Origin of the sequence: Clostridium arbusti SL206 (assembly GCF_000246895.1) — a bacterium.
Lineage (GTDB): Bacteria > Bacillota > Clostridia > Clostridiales > Clostridiaceae > Clostridium_I > Clostridium_I arbusti.
Genome location: NZ_BAEV01000008.1, coordinates 24964 through 41966 on the forward strand (window position 1 = coordinate 24964; position 17003 = coordinate 41966).

The following is a 17003-nucleotide window of genomic DNA, read 5'->3' on the forward strand; positions in this document are numbered from 1 at the left end:
TTTATCTCATTAGTTATTTAATATATTTTCACCTGTATTCTTACCAAACTTCAATCTACTAAGTAACAACTTTTCAATTTTTGTATAAAACTCTTCAATTTTATTTTTCAATACTAAATTATATATATAGTTTGTAATAAAAACTATAATATATGCACCAATAACATCTGAAGGATAATGATTTCCAACATACACTCTTGAAAACCCTACAGTTATTGATAGTATTGTCATTATCATTCCAACCAAACCTAAAGCTATACTCATTGTTCCTATAGCATGGTCGCTTGGAAAAGATGCATCTTTAACATGTGGAACAAGCAAGTTAACCTTATTATGCACAAAAGGTCTGTCTACATAATATACGACTCCAATTAAAGAACTTAATATTAAGTTAATCACTGTAATAATAAATGTGTTCACAGACACTTTTCTATACTCTTCATTTTTCTTAATAACACCTAAAATAAATACTAATGCAACAATACCCATAAATATATATTATACATATTTTGAAAAGAAAATCATCACTACATCTAAAGCTACATTTTTGTTTGCTAAATTATTTATTAATTTAAAAATCTCCATATTCATATTTAAAACACCCTTTCTATCGTATACTTTTGTATGCAACTATAAATTTCTGTAAATATCCTTCTTGTAAGATTATAAAGACCAACTTTGAACATAGCAATCCAAATATAATTCCAGCAATAACATCAGTTGGATAATGAACATACAAGTATAATCTTGATAAAGCTATTAAAAATGCTATACCTATAAAAATTAACCTATACTCGGTAAAGTATACTGATAAAACCTCTGCTACAGCAAAAGAAGATATCGTATGTCCTGATGGAAATGAATAAGATCTGGGTTTCTCAATCAAAAGTTTAATTTCACTTCCATTGTTACATGGTCTTATACGTCTAACTAATTGCTTCATTATTCCTTCTCCAATGATTGTACTTATAATTAATGTCAGTAGAACTATGCCTCCAATTATTCTATGAGGCTTATCTAATAATAAAACAATAGCTATAAGTAATCCAAATAGCCCCTAAGTTTCCCATGGTTGTCATTATACGCATTAATATATCCAAATATTTATTTTGTACATACTTCTTAATAACAAATAAGATATAGTTATCAAATATATTTATTTCTCTCCAAACATTTAAATACACATAATCACCTCTTTTGTTTACATAGAGACTATGGAATGCTGACTTACTCTACTAAACATATAAATTGTTATTCTACTGCATATTAATCCTAAAATTATACCAGCTAAAACGTCTGTAGGATAGTGAACATATAAGTACAATCTTGAAAAAGCTATCAAAGATGCTAAACTGAAAAACTCAAGTGCATAATCTTTAAAATATTTTGCTAATACTCCTGTAACTGCAAATGAAGTAGTAGTGTGTCCTGATGGGAAGGAATACGATAAAGGTTTTGAAATCAGAAGATTAACTGCTGGAATATCTGCTGATGGTCTTATACGCTGAACTATATGTTTTAATATTCCTTCTCCTAAAATTGTACTTAATATTAACGCTCCTAAAGCCATGAAGCCTATATTTCTATATTTTTTATTACTCATTAGTAAAACAGCTACTATAATCCATATGAATCCTCCGTTACCTAAAGAGGTTATGATAACCATAGCTCTATCCATTATATATCCATGCATATTATTCTTTATATACAATAGAATAGAATTATCAAGGCTCTGTATTAATGACATCATCTTCGTTATTACCTCCATTTCCCTTTTCTTTAATAAATGTAACTATTCCTGGAATAATAGATATTATTATACAAGCAATTAATACATAGTAAAATGCTGTTTTATAAAAGGAATGTCTCTAAAGAAGTATCCTCCCCCTAAAAATAATACACTCCACAAAAACCTCTTAATATATTAACTTTAGAACATTAAAATTTCATTAAAAAATACTTAGATATTCATTAGAAATATTATCCGTTGGCAAAAGTCAAAAAATTAAACGAGAGAATATGTTATTATATCTTCTCTCGTTACTTAATAGTAATTATATTATTTTTTGAGACAGTCTTTTTTCTAAGTAAACCTAAAATCTCTATATCATCTTCGATTCTATTATCGATTAAAGCAGTGCCAATAGAGGTAATTTATAATTATTAGAAATTTATTGACGCAACACCAATACTTATAATAATTTTAATTTCAATATTATTACAGCATAAAAATTTTTTCTTTAATATGTACTATAGAAAACTTACTAATAACGTACCTATAGTGAATTAGGCCCTCGATTGCTTTGCCTATTCACTATCGAATTATATATCTCTAAAATTAACTATAACTATCGTTCTTACTAATTTATCAACTATTCTCTTCTAAAAGAAACTAAATGGTTCTATAACTTTTGTGGGAAAATAAAAATACAAGAAAATTTACATCATTCGTAAACTAGCTTGTATCAAGGCTTTGGTGCACCTAGGGTAACCCGAACTCCCGGCCTTCAGATTTATTTTAATAGTTTTTTATCTTTCTACACTTTCCTATAAATGTTGGCATTGCTAGCTTTACTTACTAATACTTTCTAAACAAAACTAGAGTTATCTGAAACTTTTGTGGGAAAAGTGTGGGAAAATTTTAATTAGCTTATTTGTTGAATAGACTGGCTTTTTATGGTGGGTATAATTGGTAGAACATAAATATAAGAAACTAATTAACTTTTCACTTATCTATTTTATGAAGTACCCTGCTAATAGTAATGTGTTAGCAGGGTACTTTATTATTAGAACTAATATCTTGTACTATATTTTTCATATAACTCCATAAATAATTTTAAATGTAGCTCTTCATCTAAAATTATTCTTTCAAGAAGTTCTCTTATATATATATCTTTAATTATTGATATATGATATTTATAATTTTCAATAGCTTTTCTTTCTGATTTAATATCTTCTAACAACATATTTTTGATAAATATTGTAAAATTCACATAGCATGGTGTCCATAATTGTCCATGAGGACATACAGAATTAATATAAATTGGTTTTATCCCTAGAAGTTTAATTGTTTCTCCTATAAGCTCTAAGTGTTTCATTTCAGCCATAGATATTCCACCAATAATTTCAGCATAATCTTCAAATTCTCCTTTGCTTACAAGGTGCTGATACACATAAAGAGAAACTGCGGTAAATTCGCTAACTGCTCCTGCGTAGTCTTGAAGAAGAATATTTGCATACTCTACATTTTGTCTTTCTACCCTTGGTTTTGGGTAAGGTAAATTAACAATGAATTTTGTATGTTTTGATATATCACCTGGCATCTTTGCCTCCTATAAAAATATCAATACAATTCATTTTATGCTGAATTTAAAGTTATATTACACTTTTCATAGTTTTTATTGAGTTTTTCCTTGCCCCGTCATAATTTTAATTTCTTGCTGAAGTTGTGAAACGTTTTGCATTTTTCTATCTCTTAATTGGGTAAAAAGCTGACGCACCTCTGGATTACTAATCTCCATCATGTACTTATTATACATAGACTGCAACATTATTTCATCTTCTAGAGAATCATGTAGAAAGTCAATAGTATTCATTTAATATTATCCTCCTTTAAACAATTGAAAACTTTGGCATGGTTTGTGACAATGTATTATAGTTATTACGTGAACCTTGCTCCATTCCTTTTAGCATTTGCTTAAGCTTTGGATCATTAATCTGCTCCGAAATGTTGGCATATTTTTTAGCCATACTTTCTTCATGAAATTGCATTTTTTTAAAAGCATTGTTCATTATTTCTTGTTCAGTAAGCATTTTTACATTACCTCCTAATATTCATTATTTTTCAGTAATCACAGAATAGTATAATTCACCGTTCGAATCAATTAATGCGGCATAAACGTCTTTAATATTTATAATACCTTTTTTAAGCAATTCATCCTTTAGCCATTTCTCATCATATCCTAATTTTTTTAAGTTTTCTTCAATAATCTTTCCCTCATTTATAAGAAGAGTTGGAAGACCACCACCCATGGTTTCAATATTTAAATCCTTTGGAGTTATAGGCTGATAATCAGATTTTTTTAGAACACTTACATGGCCACTTGTTTCCAAAATTGCATCTTCCATTTCACTAATATTAGGCGAGTCTATACTCCGCATATCAGATAAAAGTAGTTCTAATGGAAAGAAAGCTTTTGCCATGCTAGAGCGGAGAATTTTTCCTCTCGAAATTAATGGTATTGATTCTCCCATTACAATCCTAGCAAAAGCTCTATTTTTTACAGCAATGTAGGATATAAGATAATGAAGAATGTATATAACAGCAATTATAACAACAGTGTTAATAAAGCTTATTTTAGCGTCAAATAAAGAAGCTGCTGTAATACCTCCCATCATCCAGAAAAATGCGAAATCATATCCTGCAAATTGTCCGCCAGATCTGTGTGGTAGAACTTTTCCTTCTACATACAGCAAAAATCCAACTGCGATACTGCGTAAAGAAAATACAAAGGGAGTAATTTTCTCAGCAGGTCCAAATATATCTTTTAATAGTTCCATTATCATCCCTTCTTTACTATATACTTATATAAACTGTTCCGTCTGACTCAAGCATTGCTAAAAATATATCTTTTGGATTGGTAATGCCCTTTTCACTTAATTTTGCCATTATCCACTTATAATCTAATCCCATCCCTTGAAGATTTTTTTCCTTTATTTCTCCATCATATATAAGAATTGTAGGTAATGCTGTCATTTTAGGTGGTAAGTTCATTTGCTTTCGCGTAAGTGGTAGAGCTTCAGGCTTTTTGATAACGCTTATTTTTCCATAGGGTCCAATACAATGGTATCAATTTCTGATAGATTATGAGCTCCTTTTAGTCTTAATTGCCCTAATAAGTTATCCAGTGTTACATGGCAATCAAGCATATTTTGCCTGAGTATTATCCCATCCTTCATAAGGATCGTTGGTTCTCGGTCGATTGCTTTAGGCCATTTTATATCTAAATAAGACAGAAAAATATTTACAAAGGCATATACAAAAATAATTACTATTCCAGAAGTAAGAGAAGATTCTGGGTTTAACATTCTAATAGCAGCCAAACTCACAATTCCAGCAGCTACTAGATAGTTGTGGCCTGATAAAATTCCTACTTGTCTGTGACCCATCAAACGATTTGCAATAATTAATGCGATATAAAGAATAACAGCCCTTATTGCCAGCGCAAAGGTGGATAAATTCTTACTACCTTCCATAAATGAATTCCAGTTCAAAGCGACACCTCCCCAATTATTACTACTATTGATAATTATTTTTCAAGTAGTTCTGAAAGAATAACTGCAATGATAACAATGATGATATCAGCATATAAATGAGTTTTTGATTTATTACCTACCATTTGAGAAAAAAGCATCATATTTAGTGTTTAATTATCAGAATATTTTATACGTTAAAGATAAAGCCTTCTGACTTCTTTTTTGTATAATTTGAATTATGATTTATATTATCAAAAATAGAAAATCAATCTTATTATTCTATTAATGGCACTTTCAACATAAAAATTTATTGAATACAATATTATTCTCACACAAAATAATCATATTAAAAACTTTTAGGAGGTTTAAATTTGAGTATTAAAAAGGAAAAAATTAAAGTCTTCGACATGACATGTACATCCTGCGAATTAAGAGTAGAAAGAGCAGTTAAAAAGTTGTATGGCGTAAAAAATGCTGTGGCAAGCTTCAGCGGCCAATCTTTAACTATACAATATGATATAGAACTCTGTAATCTTGAGAAAATTAAAACTGCTATTAAATCAGCTGGTTATAGTACAGAAAGTTCAAACAACTATAAAATAGCTGGTATATTTATAATTGCAGCTGCTATTATATTAATTGGAAATTCATCAGGTGGAATTGATATGACCTCTAAATTTAATGGCGCTACATATTTTGTTCTATTCATGGTGGGAATACTTACATCAATACATTGCGTTGGTATGTGTGGAGGAATAATGCTATCGCAAAGTATAAATAAAGATATCAAAAGTAAATTTGATTCAATTAAGCCTACTATTTTATACAATGCCGGAAGAGTTTTATCCTATACAATAATTGGTGGAGTAGTCGGTGCTCTAGGTTCAGTACTTTCTCTATCTATATCCATGAAAGCGACACTTCAAATATTTGCTGGCATATTCATGATAATAATGGGGCTTAATATGAGTGGTTATGATTTTTTTAGAAAGCTTAATTTAAGGCTTCCATGGTCTACTTGTTCAGTTAAGAAAAAGCATAACACACCTTTTATAGTTGGTATTCTCAATGGACTCATGCCCTGCGGACCACTTCAGACAATGCAACTATATGCTTTAGGAACCGGAAGTGCTTTTAATGGTGCACTATCTATGTTTATATTTTCCCTTGGTACAATACCTCTAATGTTAACCTTTGGTGCATTATCAGGCTTAATAAGCAAGAGGTATACAAAAACTCTACTAAAATTTAGTGGAACCCTAGTTGTAGTTCTAGGTATTCTAATGGGAACCAGGGGACTTACCTTAGCTGGTGTAAACATACCAACTGCAGCTATATTAACCACTAGTTTATCCGGTAATAAAGTATCATCTTCATCAGGTGCTAAGCTAACTATAGAAAATGGTGTTCAGGTAATTAGAATGACTGCAGATAATGAAGGATATACTCCAAATGATCTATATGTTGAAAAAAATATGCCTGTAAAATGGATAATCGACGGTAAATCATTAAATTCCTGCAACGGACAAATTATTATACCTTCCTTAAACATTCAAAAGAGTTTACAGCCTGGTGAAAATGTAATTGAATTTACACCAGAGGATAAAGATATAAGCTTCAGCTGTGGAATGGGTATGATTCGAGGTGTAATTAAAGTAGTTAATAATATTTCCACTGTAGATACCTCAAAACCTGATCCTTCAATATCAGCTCCATCTAGTGAAATGCCTGATTACAACTTGGGTAGGACAACTACAGAACCTGCTGCCAACTAAAGATAAGAAAAGACTACTTATATGGTTAAATTAACCACTGGTAATTCTATAAATAGGTTGTCTTAACCTGAACAAGATAGAATATTTGTGGTGATAAATTTTATAGTGTTTTAAAAAGCACCTATATCTTTTTAAGAACATAGGTGATTGAAGTCTTAGAAGAGTTAACTTTATCTTCTCATAATTGTATTTTTCTTTTGTTTATATTCTTCCTCATTAATCTCTCCTCTGGCATAACGTTCATTTAAAATATCTAAAGCCCTGTTATTATTATCACCATGACTTGGATGATCTTTTAATTTAATAATAGCGTAAACAATAATAGCAATAAGAATTATAGGTACTAACATCATAAACATCCCTCCATAACCAAATCCATAATACATCATAATAATATTCTCCTTCTATTATAATAAATTATTTAATAATAAATTATTTAATAATAAATTATTTAATAATAAATTTTCCATACATACCTTTTGATGCATGACCTAGGTATTGGCAAATGTAATGAAATGTTCCATTTGCGTCAGTAGTAAAGGCAGTAACTGCCGCAGGATAATTATCATTTGAAGCTGCAGGCAGTGGTGAAACAAAAGAATTATCATATATACCGCCTTGCATCATAGGCATATAGGCGTAAGGCGGAGCAGCATTCGTGATTTCTACTCCATGAGGCATTCCTTCATCTTCATTAACCATTTCTAAAGAAATCGTTGCAGACTTAGGAACTTGAATAGTAGGATTAATTAAACCACCAATGACAAATTTTCCATCTGCTGTTTCAGGACCACCAAACATTACAATAGTTATATCTTTTCCTGAAAAAGTAATAGTATTATTTTTTTTATCTACAGTTGCACCTTTTAAAGAATTTTCCATTAGTTTATTTGCAGTATCTTCATTTAAATAAGATAAAGCAGTTGTTCCATTTCCGCCCATCATACCATATCCACTCATCATACCTTCAAAATTTTTATAATCTTTGATATTTTCATCACTAGTAGAAGTGATAGTGGAATTGTTTATTTCACCTGTATTATTGTAATGAAATGCAGAAATTGAATTATTTTTAACAAAGTTAAAACTCCAAATACCGTAACCTATGAGGGAGACAATTGAAATAGTTAATACTAAGCTCCAACCAAGCTTTGCTCTTCTCATAATATCACCTTGTCCTTTCATTTTATATACGCATAATTTTTAGTAAAACTTATTTCATGTTTATAAATTTAGTATAAAAGACAATTATGGTGGAATTATGGACAGAAAAATATTTTAAAATTATGTTTATACGTAAATATGCCTATGATTATAAGTAAATCATAAGCCAAAGATCAAATAGTATTAAAACAACTAACTAAAATATAAAAAATATACTCAATAATTAATGCTCCAGTAAAGCCCAAAGACAATACAGAGCTAATTACGGACATTACTTCATTTATTCCCCACATAATAGGTATAACAGTATTCATATGGTTTTTAGATAATATTGTTAGTTGGCCTTTATAGAATATTATGAATTAAAATGGTAAATTATTTTTGTTAAAATGTAACTTACTATTATAATCCAGATACATATTATAATACCTCCAGCAATCCAATTTTTAGGCTTACCTTCGTTAAAAATATTTTCTGATTGTTGTCTACACTCATTCATAATATCGTTTGGTATTAGTTTTACAGCAAAAGCAATACCCAGTGGCAATAAAATTAAATCATCAAGATATCCTAAAACAGGTATAAAATCAGGTATTAAGTCAATGGGACTTAAAGCGTAACATACTACTAATATTGAAACTAATTTTGCATAAAAAGGTACATCGGGCCGTTTATATGCAAAATATAATGCTCCAATCTCTTTTTTTATTTTTTTAGCATTTTGCTTAATTATTGAAAACCAAGTCTTAAATTTTTTATTTAGTTCATTCTTCATAAAACACCTCAAAATTGCACTTGCAATATTTTAATTTACTTATTAAATTATCGTATTTTAGTTGATTTATAGTTTACTATTACTTCATTTTAGAATTAGACGAAGTTAGTATAAGTTTTAAAATTTAAGATAAGGCATAGTATCTTTTGTTTTACCTAAGATCTCTATAAAGAGTTTTTCCAAAACATCCATTTCATCTTTTGCTACTATTGTATGTTTTGCCATAGCAAATTCAGCGATTTTGGTATTCATGCCTAGTGAAAAAATTGGAACTAATATAAAGCAAGGCAGATAAAAAAAATTTAATTTTATTGGGGTAATTTTAACTCCTTTTTTCTTTAATTGCGTAAAACATTCTCTAATTGCAAGTATCATTTTTTTCAGTGTTTCAGGTGATTTAGCTAACTCATAGTTATTTGAATTAAACTTATATAATGCTTTTCCTATTGGGACTATAACTGCAACATGAGTTTTTTGCCAATCCATCATATTGTTGTTTTGGCTCGGTGAAAATCCTGCCTTTTTAAAAACCTGTAGCAATTTTTTAAGTCTATCTGTTTTTTTACCATTTATTTCACCGAAGGTCGTAGATTGAAATAGCTTGGCAGACCCTTTGCCTATAAAGTATGAAACAATTCCATCTTTTCTTTCTCCCCACGCAGCTGGAAACCCTATCATTATCCTATCGTACCCAACTGAATCAATATACTTTTGATAGCCACACGGATTATTTACTAGAAAAACTATATTTGAACTTTTATCCTTTCTACTTTTCCGTTGATTACATTTTTAAGTATTATGTCATTCTTTTTTAGTTCTTCAAAACGCTTTCCTCTTGCGAGCATAGTAATATCAACGCCAGAAAAAGCTAATTTACCTCCAAAAATACTTCCAATTGCTCCTGCACCATATATTAATATTCTTACATTTTTCATTTGATTTGCTCTCATTTTTATCCCCCATTAAATTCGGCTAATTTTACAATTGCGTTGTAATTCTCTATATAATAGTATCATTTTTTACCATGATTTAAAATATATTCTTGCATATAAAAGGTATCTTTATTAACCTAAATTAGATTGTAAATAAACTTCTTTCTTCTGCTCTTCGGTAATTCCTATATACCTTAAAGTTTGAGATTTTGAGGAGTGATTGAATATATCCATAAGCAATTCTAAAGATGTACCATTTTGATATGCATGATACCCAAAGGTCTTTCGCAAAGTATGGGTTCCAATTTCTCCTGATATTATAATATTAGTATTTTCATTTCTTTCAATAAGACCTATAGCTTCAGCAGCATTATTTAATATTCTGTATGCTTGCTGGCGAGTTATAGGTGAGTTACTACCCTTGCGACTTCTAAAGACATAAGAGTTTAAATCCAATTCATGATATTCCTTTAAGTAATTCTGTATTAATTTAACAACTATATCTCCAATATAGAATTTTTTTGTCTTTTTAGTTTTCTTTTCAGTAATTGTTACATAATCTTTTACAGTCTTCATATTAGGCTTTAATAAATCTGAAAGCTTTAATTTTAATATATCACTGATCCTTAATCCAACATTTATACCAAGTATAAAAAGTAATTCATTTCTAGTGGATTGACCCTTTAAAACAGATCTCATATTTTTAATTGTTTTAATATCTCTTATTGGTTCTACTGAGTTCATTTTTTATTTCTCCTTGAATCATATTGTATAAATTACATTAAGGATAATGTTACACATTAATATTATATTGTATAATTATGTAACATTCAGAAATACGATATACTTACGATAAATTAATTAAAAATAATAAAGGGTGAAGTTATTTTGAGAAGAAACTGGGAATTAGAAGATTTAATTGAACATTTTACACTCATGCCTAATGAACTATCTCTCATTGGAAATAAATATGGTGAGACAAGACTTGGATTTGCAGTTTTGTTAAAATTCTTTCAAATGGAAGCTCGATTTCCAAATTCAAAGAATGAAGTAGCAAAAGTAGTAATTGATTATATTGCAAAACAAGTACAAGTAACAGGAAATTTATTTGACAATTATGATATGAACAGTAGAACCTATTATAACCACAAATCTCAAACTAGGGAGTATTTTGAATTTCGTGAACCTACAGCCGAAGATGCTAATTCTATGACAAAATGGTTATCAAATCATGTTTTTTACTACGATGCTAATACTGAAACTCTTAAAGAGAAAGTATATAGTAAATTTAGACAGTTGCATATAGAACCTCCAACTCCTGAGCGTATAGATCGTATAATAAAATCATCAATATCTACGTATGAAAAACAATTCTTTGAAAAAACCTTCAATAAATTATCAAGAAAAACTATTGTTAAAATGGATAATTTATTAAACGATCTTACTTCTTGCGATGAATCTGAAATTAATAATAACACAGAAGAATTTATTTCATTTAGTCAATTAAGATCAGATCCTGGTCGTATTGGATTAGAGAGTATATTTAAAGAAGTAACAAAATTAAAAACTATTCAATTTCTAGCGTTGCCAGATGATTTATTCAATAATATTTCTCAAAAAGTACTTAGAAAGTATAAGTTAAGAGCTGTTTCAGAAAAATTAACAGAATTACGCCGTCACCCAGAAAATATGAGATATACAATATTAGCGGCTTTTTTTTGGCTTAGAAGTAGAGAAATTACAGATAATCTTATTGAACTTCTGATGCAAATAATTCATAAAATAGGTGTCAGAGCTGAAAGAAAAGTTGAAAGAGAATTCATAAATGACTTTAGAAAGGTTAATGGCAAAACAAATATTCTTTTTCAAATGGCAGATGCTGCTTTAAATAATCCTGATGGTATAATAAAGCAAGTATTATTTCCTATAGTAAGCGAAGATACACTTGCTAATTTAGTAAAAGAATTTAAGAATACTGATACTGCGTATAAGCGAAAAGTATATACAGTCATGAGATCATCTTATAGTAACCACTATAGACGAATGGTTCCAGAAATACTTAACACTCTACAATTTTGCTCAAATAATCAAATACATCAACCTATTATAAAAGCTTTAGATATTATTAAAAAATATTATAATATAGGTACCCATTACTTCACTAACACTGAAATTATACCTATTAATGGTGTTATTCGTACTGCTATGAAAGATGCAGTTATAGAAAATGATGCTGATGGCCATGAACGTATAAATAGAATAAATTATGAAATTGTTACTTTACAGGCCTTAAGAGATAAATTAAGATGTAAAGAAATATGGGTAGTTGGTGGAAATAGGTATAGAAATCCTGATGAAGATTTACCAACTGATTTTGAAGAGCATAGAGAAGAAAATTATAAAGCTTTAAATAAACCATTAGATTCAGAAAAATTTATAAATGATATTAAGCAATCAATGTATAATTCATTAACTAAACTGGATATTAACATGCCTAAAAATCCCAAAGTACGTATATCTAATAAAAATAATAAAGGTTGGATTACTGTATCACCAAGTGAGCCACAAAATGAACCTATGAACTTATCAAAAATAAAAACTGAAATTATGAGACATTGGCCTATGACTAATTTACTTGATGTACTTAAGGAAGCAGATTTAAGAATAAACTTTACTGATAATTTTAAAACTGTAGCTTCACATGAAAGGCTAAATAGAGAGACAATACAAAGACGTCTTATTTTAGCTCTATATGGATTAGGTACAAATACAGGTTTAAAACGTATTGCTGCAGGAAATCATGGTGAAAATTATGAAGATTTGCTTTATATAAAAAGAAAATTTATAAATAAAGATAATCTGCATAATGCAATATCAACAGTGGTTAATGCCATACTTAAAAGTAGAGTAGAAGATATTTGTGGTGAAGGTACAACAACTTGTGCTTCAGATAGTAAAAAATTTGGAGCATGGGATCAGAATTTAATGACAGAATGGCATATTAGATATCGTGGGCGTGGTGTAATGATATACTGGCATGTTGAAAAAAATTCTACATGTCTATACTCACAGTTAAAACAATGCTCATCTTCTGAGGTATCTGCAATGATAGAAGGATTATTAAAACATTGTACAGACATGGAAATAGAAAAAAATTTTGTAGATTCTCATGGCCAAAGTGAAGTTGCTTTTGCTTTCTGTCACTTGTTAGGTTTTAATCTAATGCCTAGAATTAAAGCAATACATTCACAAAAATTATATAGACCGGATACTGGAATAAGTGAAGCATACCCTAACCTGCAGCCAGTGTTAACAAGACCTATAAATTGGGAACTTATAAGACAACAGTACGACCAAATGATAAAATATGCAACTGCATTAAGGTTAGGTACTGCTGAAACAGAAGCTATATTAAAGCGATTTACTAGAAATAATTTAAAGCATCCAACATACCTTGCCTTTGCTGAATTAGGGAAAGCTATAAAAACTATATTCCTTTGTGAATACCTAAATTCAGAAGAATTGAGAATAGAGATACATGAAGGTCTCAATGTTGTTGAAAACTGGAATTCAGCCAATTCATTTATTTTCTACGGCAAGAGTGGTGAAATATCAACAAATAGAATCGAAGATCAGGAGCTTTCAGTATTAAGCCTTCATCTAGTACAAAATTGTTTGGTATATATAAATACATTAATGATACAACAAGTATTATCTGAAAAGAAATGGTACGATATGATGGCACCAGAAGATTTTAGAGCTTTAACTCCATTAATCTATAATCATGTAAATCCATATGGGAATTTTGATTTAGATATGAATCAAAGGATTCCAATAGATATGTACAATAACGCAGTACAAGCATAACACTAAGTATAAATAAATCCACTCTAATTTTTAAAATTTATTAGTGTGGATTTTATTATAATATCTACATTATAATCCATTTACTTTTCAGTACATGACACGAATGCTCCCATTACCCCAAATAAATATTTGTTTTATTACTTCCATTACTTCCTTTTCCCTGACATGATAGATACATTCTTAAAGATTGCGGTTCAAAAGAAATAGTAGCCTCTATAAAAACTGCTTTAGGCGGAAACATACTTTTAAATCCTAAAGTTACTAAAAAAGTTGTTAGGGCATTAGCTCTAGGAACAATGAAAATATTGTTCAAAATAAAGATAAAGAAAAAATAAAACTGTTACAGACATTAACCCCTCGTGAGTTTGATGTGGTAAAACATATAATAGATGGGAAAACGAATAAAGCTATAGGTAAAATTCTATTCGTCACTGAAGGCACTATAAAAAATTATGTATCTAAAATATTAGAAAAATTACAACTAAGTAGTAGAACAGAACTGGTAATCTACTTGAATAACAAAATTTAACGTGACTACATTATTCTATAGTTACGTTTTTTATAAGTATGTTAAAAGATAACTTTATTAAGATTTTATTAAGAAATTTTCAACTTAAGTTATTATAAAAACTTGGTATAAAACCTTTTCTTAGACACAATATAATAGTGAAAGGTGGTATGTATATGCAAACTAATAAATTAATCACTGTACTAAATGAAAATGGTGAGAAAGTGGATTTAGAATTTATTGATGCTATTAAAATGGATGGAAATGAATATGTAATAGTTGGTCCTAAGGATTCCAATGAAGCATATGCTTACAAGTCAATTATAAAGAATGGTGAAACCACATACTTATCCATAGGCCAAGGGGAAGAGTTTAAAAAAGTATTACAAAAATATAATCAGCAGTAAAAAATATTTTATGTAGTGCATAGGTGCAGTTACTACTATCTTGTCAATGATAGTATATGATTTTTCACTGTTACAGTTAATTTTATTTAAATCATTTCAATTTTCAGTAGAATAAAAAGCTATCTCACTATGCATTTTGAGATAGCTTTTTAACTATTTTACAATTAAATGATACCATCTACTTGATTTCCATAAAAATTTTACATACACCAAACATTATTAACTTCAAATAAATGCAAACAAATAATTTTTAAGTTATAATTAAATATAGAGATTTAATTAATCAATAAGAATTTGAGTTTATAAGCTAAAAATATTTTTTAGGAATTGAAAGGAATGAAACAAATTTATGAAATATCCTATTGATATACACACACATACTGTAGCAAGTGGTCATGCTTATACTACATTATTAGAAAATGCAAAATATGCCAGTGAAATAGGCCTTGAAATTTTAGGTACTACAGACCATGCCCCTAGTATGCCTGATGCACCGCATGAGTGGTATTTTGGTAATTTTAAAGCATTGCCAAGAGAAATTTATGGAGTTACTATGCTTTATGGCTGCGAGGCTAATATTATTGATTATGATGGCAATATAGATTTACCATTGTACAGACAAGAACAGATTGATATTATGATAGCCAGCATACATGATCCAGTAATGAAACCAAATGATAATCCAGATTTAAATACTGCTGCCTTTTTAAATGCTATGAATAATCCCAATGTGCACATTATAGGTCATGCTGGTAATCCTGCTTTTCCAATTCACGCAGAGGAGTTAGTTAAAAAAGCAAAAGAAAAGAATATACTTATTGAAATAAATAACAGCTCTTTAGTTAGATCAAGAATTGGAAGTGAAAAAGTCTGTACAAAAATAGCTCGTTTATGCAAAGAGAACAATGTAAAAATAATATTGAACAGTGATGCTCATTCTTGTTTTAGTATTGGAAATTTTGATGCAGCATTAAAAATGTTAAAAGATATTGATATGCCAGAAGAACTAATTATAAATAGAAGTAAAACAGATTTACTTAACTATTTAAAAGATAAGGGTAAAACAATTGAATCAAGATAATTTTAATAATTAGTATACACTCATGTATACTAATAAAAATAACAGCAGAGGAATAACTTTGCTGTTATTTTTAAATTTCTTTATTAAATTATACTTTTTCATAAAGTCTTTTTTCTATTACTGTAAAAGTTTTTTCAATGTATTCTTTTACAAAATCATTTTTAAGCACTAGGTTCAATTTCAGCATGAATTTATTCAACTTCAATAATTCATTTCTTGATAAAAATTCTAGATCCTTATATATTAAAAAACTTTTTTGATTTACATCAAATTCTTTAATAAGTAGTCCTTCTCCACTTTCTGAAATATACAAAAATAGTGAATTTTTCAATTCAGATTTTTCCTTATATATTAAATTTTTCTCATAGAGCTTCTTTACTATAATATTAGCAGTAGAGGGAGCTAAATAAGCAAGTTTACTTAATTTAGATGAAGTAACACCAGGAAAAGCATCAATAATCCATAAAGCTCTAAGTTGAGGATATGTAAGTTTAAAGCTAGAAAGTAAGTTTCTGTGATTGTTTACAAGAGTTAAAATAAATGTTCTTAAAAGATTATAAAAGAGAACTAGCTTTTGAAGCATAAATTTATCTTCAGAGTTAAAATCGCTAAAGTCAATTTTTAATCCTAATTTATTTAGTTTCTCAATATATTCAAATAAAAAAGTATTGTTTGAATATACAGTTATAGATTTTAAAATTTCTATAGTAAAATTCAAATCCTCTTCATTAACTCCTGAAAGCAATTGAATTAATGCAGCTTTGTCATGTTTTTTCATTCTGTTCAATTTAATTAAATTATATCCATCCTCAGTGAGATTTAAAGTATATAATTTCTTATTTAAAGTTTCTTCACGTACAACTAAATTTTTCTCCATTAAAAGTTTAAGTATTTTTGTTACTGTAGGCGGAGACCAACAGCCTATCTTTGCAATTTCACCAAGAGAGATGCCCTCAAATATTTTTATAATCCACAGTACTCTTAGTTGAGGTAAAGTAATACCTGTTTTCTTAACAAAATTATTATAATTACATTCTATATTTAAAAATACATATCTTGATAAGTTATAAAATTCATGAATATCAAATAATTTATTTTTTAGATCCATATTGTATCCTTTCCTTATAAAACAAGTATGTATAATTTTAACATAGTCTTAAGTAGCAAATCAAATTTTATGTTAAAATATCGAAACTTGTTGTTTATATGCATAAAATAAGATATGATTATTTATGTAC

18 protein-coding genes and 3 pseudogenes are annotated in these 17003 nt (G+C 28.7%); 5 read left to right on the top strand and 16 right to left on the bottom strand.

Annotated features, from left to right (window positions below; all coding sequences use genetic code 11):
• Positions 1–9 precede the first annotated feature (9 nt).
• The 8 genes and pseudogenes from RH99_RS02780 to RH99_RS20010 all read right to left on the bottom strand — a co-directional run bounded on the left by RH99_RS02780 (position 10) and on the right by RH99_RS20010 (position 5256).
• Positions 10–591: pseudogene (locus RH99_RS02780) on the bottom strand (phosphatase PAP2 family protein).
• A gap of 16 nt (positions 592–607) precedes the next feature.
• The gene (locus RH99_RS20090) at positions 608–943 is read right to left on the bottom strand and encodes a phosphatase PAP2 family protein (RefSeq protein ID WP_306301447.1); all 336 of its coding nucleotides are present in this window, start codon (positions 941–943) and stop codon (positions 608–610) included.
• A 258-nt stretch (positions 944–1201) separates the two neighbouring features.
• Positions 1202–1750, bottom strand: coding sequence for a phosphatase PAP2 family protein (locus RH99_RS02790; protein WP_010233675.1), 549 nt, complete (start codon positions 1748–1750; stop codon positions 1202–1204).
• A 1042-nt stretch (positions 1751–2792) separates the two neighbouring features.
• Complete coding sequence (locus tag RH99_RS02795) at positions 2793–3323, bottom strand: ferritin-like domain-containing protein (RefSeq protein ID WP_010233676.1); 531 nt, start codon at positions 3321–3323, stop codon at positions 2793–2795.
• A 75-nt stretch (positions 3324–3398) separates the two neighbouring features.
• On the bottom strand, positions 3399–3596 hold the full coding sequence (locus RH99_RS02800; RefSeq protein WP_010233677.1) for a DUF2383 domain-containing protein: 198 nt from the start codon (positions 3594–3596) through the stop codon (positions 3399–3401).
• Positions 3597–3612: 16 nt separating this feature from the next.
• Complete coding sequence (locus tag RH99_RS02805) at positions 3613–3813, bottom strand: hypothetical protein (RefSeq protein WP_010233678.1); 201 nt, start codon at positions 3811–3813, stop codon at positions 3613–3615.
• Positions 3814–3837: 24 nt separating this feature from the next.
• Positions 3838–4560: a YetF domain-containing protein gene (locus RH99_RS02810; protein WP_010233679.1), complete on the bottom strand. Its 723-nt coding sequence runs from the start codon at positions 4558–4560 to the stop codon at positions 3838–3840.
• A 16-nt stretch (positions 4561–4576) separates the two neighbouring features.
• Positions 4577–5256: pseudogene (locus tag RH99_RS20010) on the bottom strand (YetF domain-containing protein).
• Positions 5257–5627: 371 nt separating this feature from the next.
• Between RH99_RS20010 and RH99_RS02825 the strand changes: the two are divergent.
• Positions 5628–6983 (top strand): annotated as a pseudogene (locus RH99_RS02825) (urease accessory protein UreH domain-containing protein); the annotation flags it as partial.
• Positions 6984–7201: 218 nt separating this feature from the next.
• On the opposite strand, the gene RH99_RS02830 reads toward RH99_RS02825, so the two are convergent.
• The 6 genes from RH99_RS02830 to RH99_RS02855 all read right to left on the bottom strand — a co-directional run bounded on the left by RH99_RS02830 (position 7202) and on the right by RH99_RS02855 (position 10646).
• Positions 7202–7420, bottom strand: a complete 219-nt coding sequence (locus tag RH99_RS02830) for an SHOCT domain-containing protein (protein ID WP_010233683.1) — start codon at positions 7418–7420, stop codon at positions 7202–7204.
• A gap of 58 nt (positions 7421–7478) precedes the next feature.
• The gene (locus tag RH99_RS19465; RefSeq protein WP_202802430.1) at positions 7479–8216 is read right to left on the bottom strand and encodes a cupredoxin domain-containing protein; all 738 of its coding nucleotides are present in this window, start codon (positions 8214–8216) and stop codon (positions 7479–7481) included.
• Between the two features lie 334 nt (positions 8217–8550).
• Complete coding sequence (locus RH99_RS02840) at positions 8551–8970, bottom strand: YkvA family protein (protein WP_010233685.1); 420 nt, start codon at positions 8968–8970, stop codon at positions 8551–8553.
• A 117-nt stretch (positions 8971–9087) separates the two neighbouring features.
• A complete protein-coding gene (locus RH99_RS02845) occupies positions 9088–9648 on the bottom strand; it encodes a ketopantoate reductase family protein (protein ID WP_010233686.1) in 561 nt (186 codons plus the stop codon).
• A gap of 65 nt (positions 9649–9713) precedes the next feature.
• Complete coding sequence (locus RH99_RS02850) at positions 9714–9920, bottom strand: ketopantoate reductase family protein (protein ID WP_010233687.1); 207 nt, start codon at positions 9918–9920, stop codon at positions 9714–9716.
• Positions 9921–10034: 114 nt separating this feature from the next.
• Complete coding sequence (locus tag RH99_RS02855) at positions 10035–10646, bottom strand: tyrosine-type recombinase/integrase (RefSeq protein WP_010233688.1); 612 nt, start codon at positions 10644–10646, stop codon at positions 10035–10037.
• Between the two features lie 144 nt (positions 10647–10790).
• Here RH99_RS02855 and RH99_RS02860 point away from each other — a divergent pair, with 144 nt between their 5' ends.
• Positions 10791–13769, top strand: coding sequence for a Tn3 family transposase (locus tag RH99_RS02860; RefSeq protein WP_010233689.1), 2979 nt, complete (start codon positions 10791–10793; stop codon positions 13767–13769).
• Positions 13770–13881: 112 nt separating this feature from the next.
• On the opposite strand, the gene RH99_RS18865 is transcribed toward RH99_RS02860, so the two are convergent.
• Positions 13882–14082: a hypothetical protein gene (locus RH99_RS18865; RefSeq protein ID WP_138990574.1), complete on the bottom strand. Its 201-nt coding sequence runs from the start codon at positions 14080–14082 to the stop codon at positions 13882–13884.
• A 57-nt stretch (positions 14083–14139) separates the two neighbouring features.
• On the opposite strand from RH99_RS18865, the gene RH99_RS20015 reads away from it, so the two are divergent.
• The 3 genes from RH99_RS20015 (at position 14140) to RH99_RS02870 (ending at position 15765) form a co-directional block, all read left to right on the top strand.
• A complete protein-coding gene (locus tag RH99_RS20015; RefSeq protein ID WP_010233690.1) occupies positions 14140–14298 on the top strand; it encodes a response regulator transcription factor in 159 nt (52 codons plus the stop codon).
• 155 nt (positions 14299–14453) lie between these two features.
• Entirely contained in the window at positions 14454–14684 is a 231-nt protein-coding gene (locus tag RH99_RS02865) for a DUF1292 domain-containing protein (protein WP_010233691.1), read from the top strand.
• Positions 14685–15033: 349 nt separating this feature from the next.
• Complete coding sequence (locus RH99_RS02870) at positions 15034–15765, top strand: phosphatase (RefSeq protein WP_010233692.1); 732 nt, start codon at positions 15034–15036, stop codon at positions 15763–15765.
• A gap of 88 nt (positions 15766–15853) precedes the next feature.
• Here the strand turns inward: RH99_RS02870 and RH99_RS02875 are convergent, their stop codons facing one another.
• On the bottom strand, positions 15854–16873 hold the full coding sequence (locus tag RH99_RS02875; RefSeq protein WP_010233693.1) for a MarR family transcriptional regulator: 1020 nt from the start codon (positions 16871–16873) through the stop codon (positions 15854–15856).
• Positions 16874–17003 lie beyond the last annotated feature (130 nt).